General features: G+C 41.8%; 10 protein-coding genes. 5 read left to right on the top strand and 5 right to left on the bottom strand.

All coding sequences use genetic code 11. The features are described from left to right. The first annotated feature begins 312 nt into the window (after positions 1–312). Together B9G53_RS18230 and B9G53_RS18225 are read left to right on the top strand one after the other, a co-directional pair. Complete coding sequence (locus tag B9G53_RS18230) at positions 313–1,587, top strand: sensor histidine kinase KdpD (protein ID WP_094534857.1); 1,275 nt, start codon at positions 313–315, stop codon at positions 1,585–1,587. Between the two features lie 63 nt (positions 1,588–1,650). Then, on the top strand, positions 1,651–3,444 hold the full coding sequence (locus B9G53_RS18225) for a DUF3685 domain-containing protein (RefSeq protein ID WP_094534855.1): 1,794 nt from the start codon (positions 1,651–1,653) through the stop codon (positions 3,442–3,444). A 53-nt stretch (positions 3,445–3,497) separates the two neighbouring features. Here the strand turns inward: B9G53_RS18225 and B9G53_RS18220 are convergent, their stop codons facing one another. Continuing rightward, on the bottom strand, positions 3,498–4,997 hold the full coding sequence (locus tag B9G53_RS18220; protein ID WP_094534852.1) for a class I adenylate-forming enzyme family protein: 1,500 nt from the start codon (positions 4,995–4,997) through the stop codon (positions 3,498–3,500). Between the two features lie 310 nt (positions 4,998–5,307). Here B9G53_RS18220 and psb29 point away from each other — a divergent pair, with 310 nt between their 5' ends. Further along, positions 5,308–6,027 carry a photosystem II biogenesis protein Psp29 gene (gene psb29, locus B9G53_RS18215; RefSeq protein WP_094534850.1) on the top strand — a complete coding sequence of 240 codons (720 nt, stop codon included), beginning with the start codon at positions 5,308–5,310 and terminating at the stop codon, positions 6,025–6,027. Between the two features lie 113 nt (positions 6,028–6,140). Next, a complete protein-coding gene (cutA, locus tag B9G53_RS18210; protein ID WP_094534848.1) occupies positions 6,141–6,467 on the top strand; it encodes a divalent-cation tolerance protein CutA in 327 nt (108 codons plus the stop codon). 27 nt (positions 6,468–6,494) lie between these two features. Here cutA and B9G53_RS18205 read toward each other — a convergent pair whose 3' ends face one another. Further along, positions 6,495–10,745 carry a response regulator gene (locus B9G53_RS18205; protein WP_094534846.1) on the bottom strand — a complete coding sequence of 1,417 codons (4,251 nt, stop codon included), beginning with the start codon at positions 10,743–10,745 and terminating at the stop codon, positions 6,495–6,497. A gap of 647 nt (positions 10,746–11,392) precedes the next feature. Further along, positions 11,393–11,755, bottom strand: coding sequence for a hypothetical protein (locus B9G53_RS18200; protein WP_094534844.1), 363 nt, complete (start codon positions 11,753–11,755; stop codon positions 11,393–11,395). Positions 11,756–11,893: 138 nt separating this feature from the next. On the opposite strand from B9G53_RS18200, the gene B9G53_RS18195 reads away from it, so the two are divergent. Next, on the top strand, positions 11,894–14,905 hold the full coding sequence (locus B9G53_RS18195; protein ID WP_094534842.1) for an AAA family ATPase: 3,012 nt from the start codon (positions 11,894–11,896) through the stop codon (positions 14,903–14,905). Position 14,906: 1 nt separating this feature from the next. On the opposite strand, the gene B9G53_RS18190 is transcribed toward B9G53_RS18195, so the two are convergent. Both B9G53_RS18190 and B9G53_RS18185 read right to left on the bottom strand, forming a co-directional pair. Further along, positions 14,907–15,401 carry a hypothetical protein gene (locus B9G53_RS18190; RefSeq protein ID WP_094534840.1) on the bottom strand — a complete coding sequence of 165 codons (495 nt, stop codon included), beginning with the start codon at positions 15,399–15,401 and terminating at the stop codon, positions 14,907–14,909. Positions 15,402–15,437: 36 nt separating this feature from the next. Beyond that, positions 15,438–18,563: an efflux RND transporter permease subunit gene (locus tag B9G53_RS18185; protein ID WP_094534838.1), complete on the bottom strand. Its 3,126-nt coding sequence runs from the start codon at positions 18,561–18,563 to the stop codon at positions 15,438–15,440. Positions 18,564–18,896: the final 333 nt, after the last annotated feature.

Below are 18,896 nucleotides of genomic sequence, written 5' to 3'. Positions count from 1 at the left end.
AAAATATTATGTGTTATTTACAGCAATTACCGATCAAACGAACCACAGAATATTTTTGAAAGCGTTGCAAAGCAACGCTTTCAAAAATATTCTTGGTTTGGGTTTGAGCGCAAAGCGCTGTAATTTGCCGATTCCTAGTTACTCAAACCATTTGCAAAAGTATCACGATACTTTTGCAAATTAGAAACAAACCGTAAGGGTTTTAAAAACAGAAAATGGCTATACCATTTCATTTTTTGGTATTACAGCAGCTTGATAATGGCTTAAGTGCAGTTTCTTAAAACGATATAACTAGCTGGGGATGACGAAACATTGGCAACAGGATTGGCGACAATATACGAAGCATTGCATCAAGACCTCCAAACCCGTGAGTTTGTTGAAGAGTTGCATCAAACTGACGCAAAGGAATTTTGGTATAAGCTAATTGCCGTCCTCCAGCAATTTTCGATGCAGCAACCGCTCAAAGGACTTTTGCTAACTCATCATCCATATATTTTTCCGAATGCAGTCTATCGCCAACCCGAATTACAAACTTGGGTATTTACTACCAGTAAATCTTCACTATTCCCCACTGGTTCTTTACCAATTAGCAACACTCAAGTTATCGCGATCCCCAAAGCCGATCCCCTTAATCAAGAATGGTTTTGTATTTTAGTCACTGAGCTTTTTAGCGTCTTAGTGCTATCTTCTGCACAAAGTCATAGCTGTATTTGGTCGCTGCATCCTGTCGCTATTCAATCGGCGATCGCTGTACTTCTAACGCGGATTCGGCGTACTGATCAAGAGAACTTACTACAAACAAAGCTGCAACAATTTCCCCTTACCTTGCCTCCCTATCAAGTCATGACAAGATTTGGCACAATTTTGATGGCGCAATCTTCAATTCATCAAGAGTTAGCGATTCCTGAAATCCAAGAAGTTGATATCATCAAGGCGATTACCCATGAGGTGCGAACTCCGCTGACGACGATCCGTATGTTGGTGCGATCGCTAAAACGTCGTAAAGATATATCGGCAGAAGTAAAAACGCGATTAGATCGAGTTGATGCGGAATGTACAGAGCAGATTGAGCGATTTAATTTGATTTTTGAAGCCGCGCAACTCGATAGTTATGCAATTATGTTGGAAGCAACCCAAATCGAAGAGATCTTGAGTGATGGATTTATGCGTTGGCAAGACCATGCGGGACGGCGACAGATCTCCTTAGAAATGATTTTACCGACGGAGATTCCTGCCATTTTGAGCAATGCTCTTTTGCTTTCTCAAGTTCTCAACGGATTAATCGATCGCCTAGTTCGTAGTTTTCCTCCCGATAGTCATATTCAGCTTATCCTAACCAGTGCGGGTGAGTATCTAAAGCTACAGTTTCAATCACAAGTAACGCGACAAGGTGGCGGTGACTTGCCATTACTCAAGGCAGTAGGGCAATGGCTGATGCTGCAACCTGAGACTGGAACCTTAAGTTTGAGTTTGCCAACTACGAAAACTTTGCTAAAAGCTCTTGGTGGAAAGCTAACCGTCAGAATGCATTCTACTAGCGCTGCCTACGATGGTGAAATCTTGACAATCTTTTTGCCATTTATTTGAGTATTAAGCTAATCAAGGAACTTTAAGATATATATTGTTCAAAATCGTCTGACTAGTTTCACAATGAGTGACGAGTTATATAAATTACTTTTAATAGAAGCCGATCGCATTTTTCGGATGGGAATGCGATCTTGGTTGGCACAATTTTCAGAATTAGAAGTGGTGGCTGAAGCAGAGACGGTGGCGGAGGCTTTAGAGTTTTTGCAAGGAGTCGTAGATCTTGATTTAGTAATTCTCGATCTGAACATAGGTGCAAAAAATTCGGAATCAGGAGAAATTAATTGTCAGGTTGGTTTAGAACTGTGTCAACGCTTAAAGTCTGAGTATCCCCGATTGCCAATTTTGGTATTGAGTTCCCCACAGCCTTCTGAACTAGTGGAGATGGTCTTGCTTGCTGGTGTTGAGGGATATTGTCTGAAGGGCAATAATCCTGATGAATTAATCACTGCGATTCGTCAAGTTGCTTCAGGAAATAGGTATCTAGGCGATCGCCAAAGACTTGTTATCGATCAATCCAAACAATCGAATCGCTTAATCAGAAATTTGCCTGAGCAAACTGTGGTGGCGATCGTGAAGCGTAATTTCTATTTGTCAGGAATGCGAGGAATTGATCGAGTATTAGCTGAAGTCAAGGCAAATTTAGCTAGTACCAATAATGACCAGATTGGCGATCAGATTACCAAAATGGTTTTAGCGGGGCAGGCTAGAGAATTACAAGCGGCGCGTTGGTTAGTGAATCGGTTATGGGGACAACAAACAGAAGCAGCTATGCCACCAGCAAATACGGTTTCTAATCTGGACGAAAAATTCACTGTTTTTGATGGGGAAATAAGCGATCGCACAACTAAAAAAGCTAACAACACAGCCCAAGATCAAACAGAGGAGCAATCCAGAAATAATGCTCTAGCTGTCCAAGCAAGTCTATGGGACAAAACGGTTAACAAACTACAATCTAGCTTATTAAATATAAGTAAAACTCCTTTAGAAATTGATATTTTGAAAGATGAGAAAAAGCGACAACTTCTATATATTGCTTTGCGCCAAATCGAACAAAGCATCACTGATTTACGGTTTTCTCAAATTCAACCATCACAATTAGAACTGAAAATACCTGATATTTTAAAAAGTATTTGGCAGGAAACGATAATTAATTTTTTTGGCAAATATTATGTGCTGAATAATATTGATTCTGAAGTTAATGTTGTGGATGTTTTACTCAAGGATGAAGAGATCGTACAGACGGAATTTTTAGATAAAATCCCCCAGTTTGACAATTTGCTGTTCCATCTGTTATTTGAGACAGAATTAGTCATAGACGACTCTAGTGCTGCTATCGGGACACCTGAAGCAATGCAGAGGGTGGAGATGATCTTGGATAATTTGATTATTCAAATTGCTAATGCCGTAACTCAACCACTCTTAAATAATTTTGCAAATATTGAAGAAATCAAACATAATTTCTATCGCTATAACTTACTTGCTACTCGTGAAATCGAACGATTTCGCAATGATTTATCTTGGAAATATCGCTTAGAGAAGTATATTGCTGAACCTCAATTAATCTTTGAGAGTCGTCATGTTTTGCTGACCTTTGCCGATCGCGGCATCAAAAGAATAACTATATACACCCCTCGCAATCAAGAGCTACAACAGCTAGAAGGCGTGCAACTTGCTGTTACTTTGGTACTGGAATTACAAGATGCGATCGCTCCAAGACTGAAATCGGCGATCGCTTTTATTGGTAGTGGATTTGTGTATGTGTTAACCAATGTGATTGGTCGGGGCATTGGTTTGATTGGGCGCGGTGTGGTGCAAGGAATTGGCAATGCTTGGCAAGAAAACCGCAACAAAAAGTAGGCTGTAGCGCTACAGCCTACTTTTTGTTGCGGCTAAGCCGCGTGATCAAAAATTTATGGCAAAGTGCTGATTTGTTGAACTAAAACATTTTTCTGGATTTTTCCCATCGCATTGCGGGGAAGTTCAGCGACAAAAAATATTTGCTTAGGACATTTGTACGTGGCGAGGCGACTTTTGCAATGGGTAATTAACTCTTCATGGGTAATTGTAACAGCATCTTTAAGGGCGATCGCGGCGACAACTTTTTCGCCTAAATCAGCATCTGGTAATCCTACCACTGCTGATTCTTTGACAGCTTCGTGGGATTCCAGAACATTCTCGATTTCTTTAGGATAGACATTAAATCCACCTGTAATAATTAGCTCCTTAGCGCGACCGACTAAGTACAGCCTGTTATGGTCATCTGGATCTTGAAAGCCCAGATCGCCCGTGTGAAACCATCCATCCGTAAATGATTCAGCCGTTTTATCTGGCATACCCCAATAGCATTGAAAGACATTTGCGCCACGAATCCAGACTTCACCGACCTCAGCGATCGCTACATCCTCACCATCACGATTAACAATCCGAATTTCTACGCCATCCAAAGGAAATCCCACGCTCTTAGCTTTGCGATGTTCTGGATTAATAAGATTCGACGCATTCATCCCTGTTTCGGTCATTCCATAACGTTCAAGAATGCGAAAACCTGTCATGTTTTCAAATTGAGAGAACTGTTGATCGCTGAGGGGTGCGGAACCAGAAACAAATAGGCGCATATTACGTAAATCTGGTTGAGATTCTAGTTTTTCCCATTCATTAATCAGTCGTTGATAAATAGTAGGGACTCCCATAAATAGGGTGCAATTTGATGATGTTAAAGTTTCCCAGACGCGGCGCGGTTCAAATTTCTCTAGCATGATCAGGGTTCCGCCTGCGTAGAGACATCCTAAAGCGGCGACATTCAAACCATGTACATGAAATAGAGGCAAGACATGGAGCAGAATATCGCGATCGCTCCATTCCCATGCTTTATGTAGGGCCTTCATGTTGGCGATGAGATTGTGATGGGAAATAGCTGCACCTTTACAGCGTCCCGTTGTGCCTGATGTGTAGCAGATCATGGCAATATCATCGCCACCTGCGGCGTATTTGGGAAGAAGCAATTCCGCCATCGGCGGAATTGCTTCTTCCTTTAATAGGAGTTTTAATTCTGATAAATGCTGAATTGTCGATTTTACTTTGTTAAAAATATCGCGAGTCGTCACATATAAAGAACTACCTGAATCCGTCAGGAAATAGTCAATTTCTTCAGGGCGATAGTCGGGATTGAGTGGTAAGGCGATCGCGCCGATGGAAAGAATCGCAAAATGAAAAAATAAAAATTCGATGCATTTTGGTAGTTGGACTGCGACGCGATCGCCTTTTTTGATACCTAAGCGATCGATGTGAGCGGCATAACTCTGGACTTGATGATCGAAATCTCGGTAAGTCCAAGTTTTGCATCCAAATACGATTGCTGGTTTGTCAGCATATTTTGCTGCGGTTTCGGAAATTAGCCGAGCTAAATTCATGACTGGATTTACCTAAAATTTTTAATGTGGCGATCGCCTAAAATTACAGCACGTTGCGTTCAAACCTGAACCAAGAAATTTTTTTAGTAAATGTGGCAGAGCCACACTTACTTTGCTCGGAAATTATTATAGTTACCGCACAAAACACTGCTCGTAATTTTATCAAAAACCAAAACAAAAAAAGCGAGTAGTGGCGCAAAGCGCCGCCACTCGCTTTTATACATCAAAATTTATCTATAGCGATAGACTGATGCTATGGCTAACTGTGCGATGATAATTTGAACTATCTTGTCTTTAGGTTTTGTTGACTGTGAATACCGTTCGTACTGTTTCTGATACTAAAAAAGATTTTTATTTAGCTTTTCCCAAGCCAGTCAATCAAGTCTACAGACGGGTTGTGGATGAGCTTTTGGTGGAAGTCCATCTACTGAAAGTCAATCAAACATTTGTATATGACGCAATTTTTGCATTAGGTTTTGTGACAACTTTTGATCGCTTTACAGTGGGTTACAAGCCTGAAACTGATCGCTTTGCGGTATTTCATGCATTGTGTTCGGCACTTCAGTTTGACTCCGATCGCATTCGCCAAGATGCGACAACTCTGAGCGACCTCGCCACGCGATCGCCCAATGAAATCAAAACCCTGTTGACAAACTTAGACTCTGGTATCAACCTTGAGCCTTTGTCTGGACAATTAAGGACGATTGCTAACAAAGAAAACTTCAAATATAGTCGCTTGCTAGGTGTAGGGCTTTATGCATTGCTAGAAATTAGCGATCCTGACGATGTTGCTGACAGTACTAAGCGTGAAGAAGTACTCAAATTAGTGGGTGAAACGCTGAAATTTGGTAGCGATCGCTTACTTAAAGATATTGATCTATATCGCTCCAATCTCGACAAGATCGAGCAAGCCCGTCAAATGATCGCCGACATGGTGGAAGCTGAGCGAAAAAAACGCGCTCAGAAAGAAGCTGCATCAATCAGTGCAGCAACTACCGAATCATCAAACGAAACTACAGAAACTACATAAAAAAATGGAAGGCAACGCCTTCCATTTTTTTATGCCCAAAAGAGAATGGCGGCGCTTCGCGCCGCCATTCTCTTTTGGGCATAAAATGACTTTTTATCGCTATAAAATTAATCATGACAAGCTCAGAACCAAACTTAATTGTTGTAATGACCACACTACCTGAGGTCAATCAAGCTCATAGTATTGCCAAAATATTAGTTGAAGAAAAACTTGCTGCTTGTGTACAGGTAATGCCTAGCATGACTTCTACCTACATGTGGCAAGGCGAACTATGCCAAGAATCAGAACATTTAGTCTTGATCAAAACTTTACAAGCCAAGTATGAAGAGTTAGTGTCTAGACTGCGATCGCTACATCCTTATGAAACCCCAGAAGTTATAGCTATTCCTGCGATCGCCGTTGATCGGGATTATCTTAATTGGGTAATCACACAACCCTAGATAAAGCGCCATGCTTCGCGCAGTGCTTTATTGCAAACTACTGTGTGCTTTTTCTAATGCCTGCATTAAGTCCGAAACTTGAATCGGTTTACTGACATAATCTTGCATTCCTGCTTCTAAACAAATCTCGCGATCGCCCTGTACGGCATTAGCAGTAATCGCAATAACCCAAGGCTTTTGCGTAAATTCTGCGGCAATTCTCTTAGTGGCGGTTAATCCATCCATCTCTGGCATATGCACATCCATCAGAATTACATCGTATTTTTGGCGGGATATTGACTCTAAAACTTCTAGTCCATTAGCGACAACATCGACACGATATCCTAAGCGATTGAGAAAACGAGTGGCGACTTTTTGGTTAACGATATTATCTTCCGCTAGCAGAATCTTTAAAGGAAAACTAGTAGCAAAATTTTCATTAAAAAATGAATTATCCTTCTGTTTTGATTGATTACCAATTGAGGGATGATGGTTACCAATCTTCAACAAAGATTTATATAGCTGCGATCGCTTAATTGGCTTGCTTAGACATAATGTGATGGGGTCAGGATTGCATAATTCACAACTGAACCGATGGGAGAGCAAAATCATCGGCAGAGAATTTGATTGTGTCCGCAGTAATTTTCTAATGCCACAGTTGTCGCAATTGTCTCTGGAATCCTGAGCATTAGCAGTAGTTATCGGAATGCTCGCATCCACAATTGCCAAATCAAATTTTCGCTCACTCTGTAACCATGCGATCGCTTGCTCACTAGATTTTGTTGCCATCACTTCCATTTGTAATTCTTGAGCAAATATAGTTAAGTTCTCGCAGCTAACGTCATTATCTTCAAGAATTAACAGGCGCTTCCCTATAAAACTAGAATCCCAATCTGCATTCACTAGCTGGGTTGTGTCGGAACCTGTAGAAATCGAAAAAGCAAAGGTTGAACCAACTCCAACTTCGCTCTCCACTGACATCTCGCCACCCATTAGGAGTGTTAATTGATTAGCGATCGCTAGTCCTAGCCCCGTACCACCATATTGACGAGTTGTCGATGAGTCCACTTGGCTGAAAGGCTTAAAGAGGCGAACATAGCGATCTTTAGGAATGCCAATACCAGTATCTGTAACTACAAATAGTAATTGGTAATTTTGATGTTGTGGATCAACTTCTTGTACCGATACTCTTAGCGTTACTGATCCTTGGGATGTAAATTTAACGGCATTGCTAAATAGATTGACTAATATTTGTCTGAGGCGGGTTATATCACTAACAATTCGTTCAGGTACATTAATATCTATGCAGTAGGCTAGCTCGATTTCTTTAGTAATTGCAGCCGAAGCCAAAAGATCAAGAGATTCTTCGATACAATCTCGTAGGTTAAAGGGATGAATATCTAGTCTTAATTTGCCTGATTCAATTTTTGAGAAGTCGAGAATGTCATTAATAATTGTGAGTAAATTATCTCCACTTGACCTGATAATTTCTGTGAATTCCTGTTGATCAGCATTGAGTTCTGAATCTAACAGTAGACTTGACATACCAATCACCGCATTCATTGGTGTGCGAATTTCATGACTCATGGTCGCGAGAAATTCACTCTTAGCACGGTTAGCAGTTTGGGCGGACTCCATTGCTTGTAGCATTTCCATCTTTGCTTGCTGGCGTTCTAAATGCATTGCCAAAGAAGAAGCTGAAACTCTTAATAGACTTACTTCCACAGGATCGCGTAAGCGATCGCAAAAATAATCATGGAAACTCAAAAAACCCCAGAATTTATCACTAACAACTATAGGCATCATTAAAATTGAGCGAAGATTTTTAGATTCCAAAATTGGTCTTTCTATTTCGCTAATTGTCGATAGTGACTCATTGATGATTTCACCTTTGGCAAGGTGTCCTATCCATTCCCCCCTAACGAGCATTTGGATAAATCTAGCCTGTTCTAATTCCTGAGGACGACTAATATTTTTGGCATACCAAGCAGAGTGTAACTTGATTTCAGGCTTGTCCGATAACTCTTGGTCATAGGTAAATAGCTTAATACTGGAGAAGTCAGACACATTACCTAGTAATCTCAGAATATCGACATATTCTTGATTGTTGATACTTTCGGAAAGCAAATGGCGTTGAATTTCAACTAGCATGGCTAGATAGCTTTCCCGTTTTTCGAGGGCGGCGATCGCTAATTTGCGATCAGTAATATCTTTATTTGTTCCAACTAGACGAACTGGTTCACCTTGTTCATTCCAGAGCGCTTTAGCTTGAGTTAAGATCCATTTATAACTACCATCTTGGCAGCGCATCTGGTATTCAGCAATATAGTGAGGATTTCTATGGGCTAAGTAATCTTCCTGTGACTGCAATAGGTGATCGCGATCATCAGGATGAATCAGATCTAACCATTCGACTGGATGCTCATTATCAATATTGCTACCTATACCGAGCATTGTGCGCCAACGTTCAGAACGGAATACTACACCTGTTTCCAGATTCCAATCCCAAATACCATCATCAGCAGCTTGGACAGCTAATTGCCAACGCTCTTCACTTTTAAGAAGTTCAGCAGTTCGTTCTTGGATACGTAGTTCTAAACTTTGGTTTGTCTGCTCAATTTCTTGAAACTTCTCTTTAAGTGCGATCGCCATAACTTGAAAGTTATAGCCGAGAGTATCAATTTCCTTCAGATTGCTAGTATCCCAAGTAAAATCATTGTCCGTTGATGGATTTTGTTGCAGATCTGTAGTTAGTCTCATTAACTTGGCGATCGGCTTGGCAAAACTACGGCTCAGCCAATTTGCCACAATTGTGGCTGGCAAGATAATGGCAAGAATAATCAAAAGGATTTTAGTATGTAGCGCCTCAAGCGTGTCAATGTACGAAACTGGTGATAAACGTACAACTAGATTCCAAGGAATCTCATTATTAATCGCTGCTTCCTGTATATAATAAGACTTGCGCCAGCGGGTCATCGCTGCTGCACCTTTGAGCTTTGGAAACCATTGAATCTGATCATTTCCAAAAGCGATAATATTACCCCCTTGGTGCAAGTCAAAAAATTGTCCCGACAGAAAATCTGGAGAAGTAGTAGCAATTATTTTTTTATGACGATCCAGTAGAAAAGCCTCTGTTTTCCATATTTTCGCTTCCTCTGTTAAAAAATCTTGGATATGAGAAATGTCCAGAGCCGCAATAACGAGACCATTAAAGCGATTGTCTTTAAAGATGGGAACAGCAACATCAATATGTGACTTAGATGTCATTTTATCAATGTGGATATCCCCAAAGGTAGTGCTGAAATTAGATTTAACCTGCTGAAATACATCAGTCTTAGCCATAGTTTGACCAAGACTGACTGTATTTGTATCGGAAGCACGAGAAAATGCTGTCAAGATTTTTCCTTCAACATCTGTTGTGTAAATAGATAGAAATGAAGGCGTAACTTTTCCTAATGCTGTAGTGGCAAACTGTAATCGGTCTAAGTTCTTCTCCTCAGATCCAATAGAGGCTAGTTCTCGCAAAGTCTTTGCATTACGCTGATGCCAAAATTTTAGGTCAATGTTTAGGGATGACACACTAGACTGTAATTGCCTTGTAATATCTTGGTTAATATTTTGTAAAGAGTGATGCCCTGTCAAAATGGAGATCGTGAGAAGCGGGATAAATACAAAGGCTAACAATAGATGAAACAGCATTTGCTGGATGGTCTGTTGTTGGCGATCGCTTTTTCCTTGATGCAACCATTGTCCTATGGGTAAGTAGCTAATACATAGAGTGGCAATCAGAGCGTTAAAGGAGCCATTAATTACTTGCTTAAGGACAACTAGAACAACTGAACTAAATCCAAATTTGAGAAAGAAAAAATAAGAAATAAAACATAATGGTGTACCTAGACATAACCAGTAGGTTAGGACTAGCATAACCATGTTGCGCGATCGCTGACGCTTTTCCTGATAACGCAACCCTATACCTACCCATAGGCTTTCTAAAATCAATAGCACTGCGGCATAGGGCTGTCCCCATAGAAAATATGTATAAGAACTACCGACAATAGAAACCATGACCCCCATCGTGGTTCCATAGAAATAAGTAGCGATCAGGATAAAAATGCTACCAAACAAAAAGTCAACGCCAAAAAATAAAGGTAGCCGACAATAATTCCCTAAATACCCCAGAGTTCCAAACAATAAAAATACAAACAAATATTTCAGGTTGAGTTTATGCTGAAATTTATTTTTAGATTTATCGTCAAAAAATTTATGTAGCAATCTTGCAATTGAAGAAGAAAAGTTCATTGAATAGTCATTACTCTAAGTCTATTTTAACTTACAAACTGATGCTACGTGAAAGGCAGAGCTTTGGTCTCCAAGCCCAAAGCTCTGCCTTTATAAATATGTAGGGATTTGGTCTCCAAATACTCTTTTAAGATGATATATAGCTGTCGCCAAGTGTATGAGGACATGAAACCCAAGGAGAGAATGGCGGCGCTTCGCGCCGCCATTCTCTCCTTGGGTTTTGCTTTTGTCCTAACACAATCGACGACAGCTATAGCAATCCTAAATGAGTTATGAGAAGCTCAAGCTTATAACAAGGGGCTTAAGCCCCTAGCTTTTCTTCTAAATGATTTAGGATTGCTATGTAGAAACGTTAAGAAAATATTTGTTCTACGTATAGCAAAAAAAGGCGAAAGCACAAAACATTGCACTGCAAGAGAGAGAAATCAAAAGACAAGAGGCGGTGCGAAGCACCGCCTCTTGTCTTAAGTAAAAAGAGCAAATTATTAGAAAATTGAAGAAGTTTTACAAGTTTAGGAATTGCCACTACTCATGACTTGATACCATCAATTCATGAGTAGTGGCAATTCATGAATTGCCACTACTCATGAATTGTCACTACATTTCGTTTTTTGTGTAAGTCTTAACTTTAGAAAACTTAACTCAACTTAAATTGTAGAGAATAAACTTCTGCTTGGTTGCATAAATCCAGTACCAAATACTGGTGTGGGATCTAAACCTGTAATTAGACGAAAATGTGTGGGAGAGACATGGGGAGTGATTGGGCTATTTTCCCAGCTTTTTAGCAGATCATGCGATCGCTTGAGAAACATAACCCCGCGCATCATCGGCGTAAATCGCCAACTCTCGATTAAAACTTCTACAAGCGCTAATTCAATTTGAGGCGGCACATAGGCTTGTAATAAATCTTCTAAATATTCATAAAAATCTTCATCGTCATTGCCATCTAACTGATAGCTATCGACGATGTACTTTACTCTTTGGCGGCTAATTTCTTCCCATACTTCCATAACGCTCTCAGCTTTTATTGGTTATACCGCGCCTATTAAGAGCTAAACTCTTGTTAGATAATACATTATTATGATAATTAAATAACAATTAGTATAACTCGATCAGAAACTTTCTGATACACCAAATTACAGGACAGTATGATCCCTCAGAAATTACGATTAAAAAATTTCTTGAGCTATCAACAATTAGCCTTAGATTTTAGCGGGCTACATGTTGCTTGTATTTGTGGCGCTAATGGGGCGGGAAAGTCTTCTTTATTAGAGGCGATTTCTTGGGCGATTTGGGGTGTAAGCCGTGTGGCAAGCCAAGATGATGTAATTCATGTAGGTTCTAAGGAAGCACAAGTAGACTTCACTTTTATCGCAGGTGGTGAAGTCTATCGGATCATCAGAACCCGATCGCGCAATAGTTCAACTTCTTTGGAATTTCAGGTGCAGAGTGAAGGAAAATTTAAATCCTTGACTGAGCGGAAGGTGCAATCCACGCAGCAGACCATCATTTCGCACCTAAAAATGGATTATGAAACCTTCGTTAATTCGGCATATTTGCGTCAAGGTCGCGCCGATGAATTTATGCTGAAGCGTCCTAGCGATCGCAAGCAGATTCTTGCCGATATGCTGTCGCTGTCGCAGTATGACGAGTTGGCGGAACGAGCCAAAGATATTGCGCGAACTAGTAAAGGTGAGTCCGCAGTTTTAGAGAATATGCTGGTACATTTGCGGGAGCAAATTCAAGCTGGAGAGGAGATTGCACCGCAGTTAGAAATTTTGCGATCGCAATTAACGGATTTGCAAGCATGGGAAAGTCGCGATCGCGCCCGATTGCAAGTGGTGGAAGATTTGCAGAAACAATACCAAAACCTTTCACAGCAGTTAACTTGGCAACAACAACAACAAGCTACGGTTACCAGCAGTCTTTCTCAAATCGATAGACAACTCTCTAGTCAACGCCGACAATTACAGCAATTAGAGTTATGTATAGCAACGCGATCGCAGATTTTGCAAAACTATGAGCGCTATCAATTACTATCTACACAGGAATCAGAACTAGAGCGTAAGTTTCAGAAATACCAACATCTTTGCGATCGGCGCGGCGAATTTAGTCATAAACTCGCGAGTTTGCAAAGTGAACTCAAGGGACAGTTAAGGCACTACCAAGCGCAATTAGAGTCTCTAGTGCAGCAGGAAAGCGACTTAAAAGGGATTCTCAGTCGTGCTACAGAGATCGAAGCGGCGATCGCCGAATTGCACAAAGCAAGGGCAATCTTACAGGAGTTTGATCGCCTCCATGCTCAATCCACACCGCTAGTGCATCGTCATCAGGTTCTTAAGCATCAATTAGAACGGGAGCAAACTAAACTTGCCGCAAAACTAGATGAATTAGTGTCCAAACGCGAACAGTTATATTTACAAGTCAAAAATCACGATCAATTACTCATCAATGCGAAGGAGCTAGATCGGCAAATTGTTTTATTGCAAAATAAGCAAGTCTATCAACAACGTGTCCATGAGAAAGGACTAGAACGCCGTGATTTTTTGGAACGCTTAAAAACGCGATTGGCGGATAGTGAAGCTGCTTTTAATAAACTAGAAGCCAAAATGCGTCAGCTAACTGTGCCAAACGCGCCTTGTCCCCTCTGCGATCGCCCACTCGATGAGGCGCATTGGCAACTAGTACAGAAAAAACACAAACAAGAATCTCGCGATCTCCAAGCAGATATTTGGGTGGTGAAGGAACAACAAGCCGCTTCCAATTGTGAAATTGAAGTTTTGCGTGACGAGTATCGCAATCTCAAAAAGGAACTTGCGCCGCTAAATGACTTGATTCAGCGTAAGGGGACTTTGCAGGAGCGACTGAAGGCGATCGCGGAAGCACAGCAAAGACTAGTCCTCATTGATGCGGAGATTGTAGATTTAGGCGATCGCCTCCAAACTCAAAACTATATGCGTGATGCATGGGAGGAGATGGAGCTAATTGATAAGAATATTCATAAATTCGCCTACGATGAAAAAAATCATGCTTTAGCTCGTGGTGATGTGGAGCGTTGGCGCTGGGCGGAAATCAAGCAGTCAGAATTAAAAAATGCTCAGCGTCAAGCCGATAACCTGTCTCAAAAAATTCCTGATCTGCAAACAAAAATCAATCAATTGCAAGATCGTCTCACCAAAAATCTCATTGATTTAGAAGTACAGCATGAACTCGAACAATGCGATCGCGCCCTTACACAACTAGCTTATGAACCTGACCGCCATCAACAACTCCGCGCCCAAAAACAAGAGCTAACTCCGTCCTTACTGCGCTATCAAGAACTCACTCGTGCCGAGCAGGAATATCCCGAACTTCAGCAACAGGTTGAGCATTTACAACAAACTCAAAGCGCCAATCAACAAGAATTACAAAATATTACTACTCAAATTTCTCAATTACAGTCCCAAATCCAAGCTGTACATGGCAATCATGTACAGGAAATTAATTCCTTACGACAAAATTTACAAAATTGGCGATCGCAAATGGATGTACTCCTAGCCCAAATTGGTAGTCTTCAGCAAGCCCAACAACAGCTAGAGCAAAGTCGTCAACGCGAACAGGAAACCCTCACTCAAATCGAAGCTGCCCGTCAACGTCAACGCATCCACACCGAGCTTTATCAAGCCTTTGGCAAAAATGGCATTCAAGCCCTCATGCTGGAAAATGTACTGCCACAAATTGAAGTGGAAGCCAATCAAATTCTCGCGCAACTCAGCGATCGCCAATTAAACGTGCGATTCATCACTCAAAAATCTGGCAAAAAAAGCGATCGCATCATCGAAACTCTCGACATTGAAATTGCCGATACTAAGGGAACTAGACCCTATGAAACCTATTCAGGCGGAGAAGCCTTTCGGATTAACTTTGCCGTGCGGCTTGCTCTTTCCCGTGTTCTTGCTCAGCGTAAAGGCAGTACTTTGCAAACCCTAATTATCGATGAAGGCTTCGGTAGTCAAGATCCATTGGGATGCGATCGCCTTGTCAGTGCAATTAATGCGATCGCGCCAGATTTTGAATGCATCTTGGTAATTACCCATATGCCGCAAATGAAGGAAGCCTTTAACACACTAATCGAAGTATCAAAGAGCGAAGAAGGTTCCACTGTGCAATTAGTTGGCTAAATTACAATTTAAAGTTAAAGCGTCCATTCACTTTTTCACCCTTAATATCCGTGAGAATTGCAATTTTATATTCTCCTGAAGCGTTGGTTGGTAAGTTAGTGGCGTAATGTTTATTAGGCGCATCATAGGCGAGATCATAGGATTTTTGAGAACCATCGGGAAATTGAACTTGAGCGGTAACTTTAGCATCGGGAATCGCTGCATGGTTATCTCCTGTTTGCAAGAAGAAGTCGAGATGAATATTGTTTTCTTCTTTAACCATTAACAGTTCCAAATGATAAGTACCAGCCTCAACGACTTGTCCACCCTGATTGGGTTTGCCATGATTTTCTGGTTTTTTATCAGTTTTGGAGTCTATTTTAGCGACAGTTTGAGGGGTTGGTTCAGTTGTGGTGGCAGCGTTGGGGCTTGTTGTGGGGCTAGTCGGGCTATTGCTGCAAGCAGCTAGGATATTTGCAAAAATAATACCAATGAGCAGAAGTTTAGGCGATCGCATATAAATAGAGTTCCTTTTAAAAGATTGTGTGAGATTTTAAAGCTTTGAAGCTTGTATTTCCTGTGTAGCAGGAGATACAAGCTCTGTTTTTTGTTTGGGCATGAGGTACTTCCAAAATTGAGAATATAAAGCTGGTAATACCAACAAAGTTAAGGCGGTAGATGTGAATAGCCCACCCAGAACCACAATTGATAAGGGTTGGAGTAACTCCTTCCCCGCACCACCTGCAATTACTAGCGGGGCTAATCCTAATGCAGAAGTAAAGGCAGTCATCAGAATAGCGTTGAGTCTTTCCATCGATCCTTGAATCAGCAAATCTCTTAGGGGCATTCCTGATGCAAATTTGGTGTTGTAGTTATCGACTAACAATAAGCCATTGCGAGTAGCAACCCCAAACAAGGTCACAAATCCTACTAATGAAGCGATCGACAAAACTCCTCCTGTCAGGGCTACGGCAATCACGCCGCCCACTAATGCTAAGGGTAAATTAATCATAATCATCAGCGTGGAGGCAATGGATTTGACTGAGAGATACATAATTACGGTGATAGCAACAAAGGCGATCGCACTAAACAGCACAATATTTTGAGATGCTCTCCCTTCCGCTTCAAATTGTCCTGAATATTGGATGTAGTAACCCGTAGGGATTTGGATCTGTTCTTTGACTTTAGCCTGAATATCACTGACCACAGAGCGTAAATCTCGCCCCTGTGCGTTAGCCGCGACCACCAGTAATCGAGAGACATTCTCGCGGTTAATTGTATTGGCTCCCTTTCCATCGATCAGCTTTGCTACTTGAGCTAATGGAATTTTATTGCCATCAGATGTATCAACCATTAAATTACCGATCGCATCTAGGCTTTGACGGGATTCAGGCTTCAGCCATACGACTAGATCAAAAGTTTGCTGCTGCTCTAAAACTTGAGAAACTACCTTTCCATTCAGAGCTGTTTCAATGGTTTCTGAAAGCTTCCCAATCGTTAATCCATACCTTGCCGCCGCCATGCGATCAAATTGAATTTGAATTTGCTCCACTGGAATTTGTGGTTCCAGTTGCAGATCGACTACACCTTCAACCGATCGCATCACATCATTTACCTGCTGACCCAGTATCCGCAGTTGCTCTAGTTCAGCACCAAATATTTTGACCGCGATCGCACTTCTCACTCCTGACAATACTTCATCCATGCGATGCGAAATAAATCCACCCACATTGGGAGCCGCACCGATCACCTTCCCAAACTCTTGGCGCAATAAATCGATACTGGCTCGGCGATCCTTCATGCCAACTTCACTCAACTCGACATCGACGTGCGCCAAGTTCACCCCTGCGGCATCGGCATCCCCTTCTGCTCTCCCTGATCGCACTTGAACATTGAGAAAGTTAGGATTGTCTTTCAGTTTATTCTCTAGGACTGAGCCTGCGCTATTGGTTGCCTCTAGGGAGGAGCCGGGGTAGAGAAGTAAGGTATTAACTAGAGACTGCTCCTGAAATTCTGGCAAAAAGATGCGTCCAAAGGATGGCACAACGATCGCTGATATCAGTAAGCTTGCCGCCGCAATGCCAATGATAATTTGCGATCGGCGCATCGCAAATTTGATTAGTGGTAAATATAGCTTTTTAAAAAATCGCGCTACCCAAGGTTCCCGTTCGGGTAAATGTCCGTGAGGCAGCAAAATTGCACAGAGCGCAGGCGTAACCGTGAGCGCCACAAAGCTCGATGCTAATACTGCGGCTAAGTACCCCAAACCCATCGGAATAAAAATACTACCTTCGACACCCGTGAGCGCAAAGATTGGTGAAAAGACGACAATCGTGATAATTGTGGCTCCAAATACCGAGTCGCGGACTTCCTGACAGCCATCAAAAACCACTTCTAAAACTGGGCGGGGAGCGTCGGAATGCTTATTTTCGCGTAGGCATCGGTAAACATTTTCGGCATCAACGATCGCATCATCCACCGCCGAACCAATCGCCACTGCTAAACCACCCAAGGTCATCGTGTTTAAGCCTTGTCCTAGCCAATTCAACGCTAACACTCCAATCAACAAAGACAAAGGTAAGGCGGCTAAACATACAGCTAAGTTCCGCCAATTCATCAAAAATGGAATTAAAACCAGAGCCACAATAATACTGCCTTCGATCAAGGCTTCCTTCACATTCTCAATCGATGCATCGATGTAAGCTTCTTGACGGAAAGTAGTTTCCACTTGAATACTGGTGGGCAGTCCTGCTTTTAACTCATTCATGGCAACTTCTACAGCACGGGTGACGGTGGGTGTATCCGCTTGTGGTTGTTTATTGATGATTGCTACCACTGCCTTCTGAGTGTTCACACTGGCATCACCCCGCTTCACCGCCGCCCCAATTTTCACATCGGCAACATCGCTAATTCTTACAGGCACACTATTACGAGCCTTAATTACTGATTGTTTGAGAGCCTCAATATCCTCAATGCGCCCAATACCGCGAATCAATTTTTCGCGATCGGGCGTAATCAAATATCCCCCCGCAGCATTCACATTTGCCGCCGCCACCGCATCCGACACATCTTGCAGTGAGACGTTAAAAGCCTGTAATTTTTCAGGAGCAACCAGCACTTGATATTGACGCACATCCCCACCAAAAACAATTACCTGCGCCACTCCTGGCACTGCTAAAAGTCGGTTAGTAACTTGCCAATCCACTAGTCGCCGAGTTTCCATTAAGTCATTATTTTTCGATGTAAACGCATAGGTAATAATTGTGCCAATCGGCGAACTAATCGGCGCAATTTGTGGAGTCTCCACTGATGCTGGCAATTTACTCCTTGCAGACTGTAAGCGCTCCGTTACCAACTGCCTAGCTTGATAAATATCCGTTCCCCAATTAAAAATTACGCGCACAACTGAGATACTAGCAGCACTCGAAGACCGCACAGCAATCACTCCCGCAGTGCCATTAATTGCACTTTCAATGGGCAAAGTTACCAGCGATTCCACTTCTTCGGGTGCTAATCCTGCGGCTTCGGTTTGAATTTCTACTTGCGGTGGTGCAAAGGGGGGAAACACATCCAAAGGCATTTGGACAATGGTGCGAAATATCCAAATACTCAGAATCATCGCTCCAACAATCACCAACCAACGGCGGGCGATCGCCCATTTAATGATGGAACTTAGCATGAAGTCAAGTATCGAGAGTAAGTGGCTGTAGCGTCTCACTCTCTCATACAACTATGAAATCATGATGAAATCACGATTCCCGAAATTATGAGATCTGATTGATCACCCTGTGACATATTCTCTTGCCCTAGTTAGGATTTTATAGCAACCTCCAATTATTAAACCAACTAATTCCCTACAGGTGATTCCAAAGACATTATTATTTTTAGGGTATTYTTTTTGTGGCGATTAGATTTGGGTGAAAATAATTAATGAGAASTTTGTAATTTATGAATTAGTCGTATATTTTTAAAGTGCGGCTGATATCACACTCGCAACGACATGAGCTAATTC

This window comes from Pseudanabaena sp. SR411 (assembly GCF_002251945.1).
In the GTDB taxonomy this organism is placed as follows: domain Bacteria; phylum Cyanobacteriota; class Cyanobacteriia; order Pseudanabaenales; family Pseudanabaenaceae; genus Pseudanabaena.
This window is presented reverse-complemented; position numbering and strand designations above follow the sequence as displayed.

What these genes read in the sequence shown, in the direction of transcription:
- B9G53_RS18225 (WP_094534855.1), top strand. Translation starts at nt 1,651, where the DNA reads ATGAGTGACGAGTTATATAAATTACTTTTAATAGAAGCCGATCGCATT.
- B9G53_RS18220 (WP_094534852.1), bottom strand. Translation starts at nt 4,997, where the DNA reads ATGAATTTAGCTCGGCTAATTTCCGAAACCGCAGCAAAATATGCTGAC.
- cutA (WP_094534848.1), top strand. Translation starts at nt 6,141, where the DNA reads ATGACAAGCTCAGAACCAAACTTAATTGTTGTAATGACCACACTACCT.
- B9G53_RS18205 (WP_094534846.1), bottom strand. Translation starts at nt 10,745, where the DNA reads ATGAACTTTTCTTCTTCAATTGCAAGATTGCTACATAAATTTTTTGAC.
- B9G53_RS18200 (WP_094534844.1), bottom strand. Translation starts at nt 11,755, where the DNA reads ATGGAAGTATGGGAAGAAATTAGCCGCCAAAGAGTAAAGTACATCGTC.
- B9G53_RS18195 (WP_094534842.1), top strand. Translation starts at nt 11,894, where the DNA reads ATGATCCCTCAGAAATTACGATTAAAAAATTTCTTGAGCTATCAACAA.
- B9G53_RS18190 (WP_094534840.1), bottom strand. Translation starts at nt 15,401, where the DNA reads ATGCGATCGCCTAAACTTCTGCTCATTGGTATTATTTTTGCAAATATC.
- B9G53_RS18185 (WP_094534838.1), bottom strand. Translation starts at nt 18,563, where the DNA reads ATGCTAAGTTCCATCATTAAATGGGCGATCGCCCGCCGTTGGTTGGTG.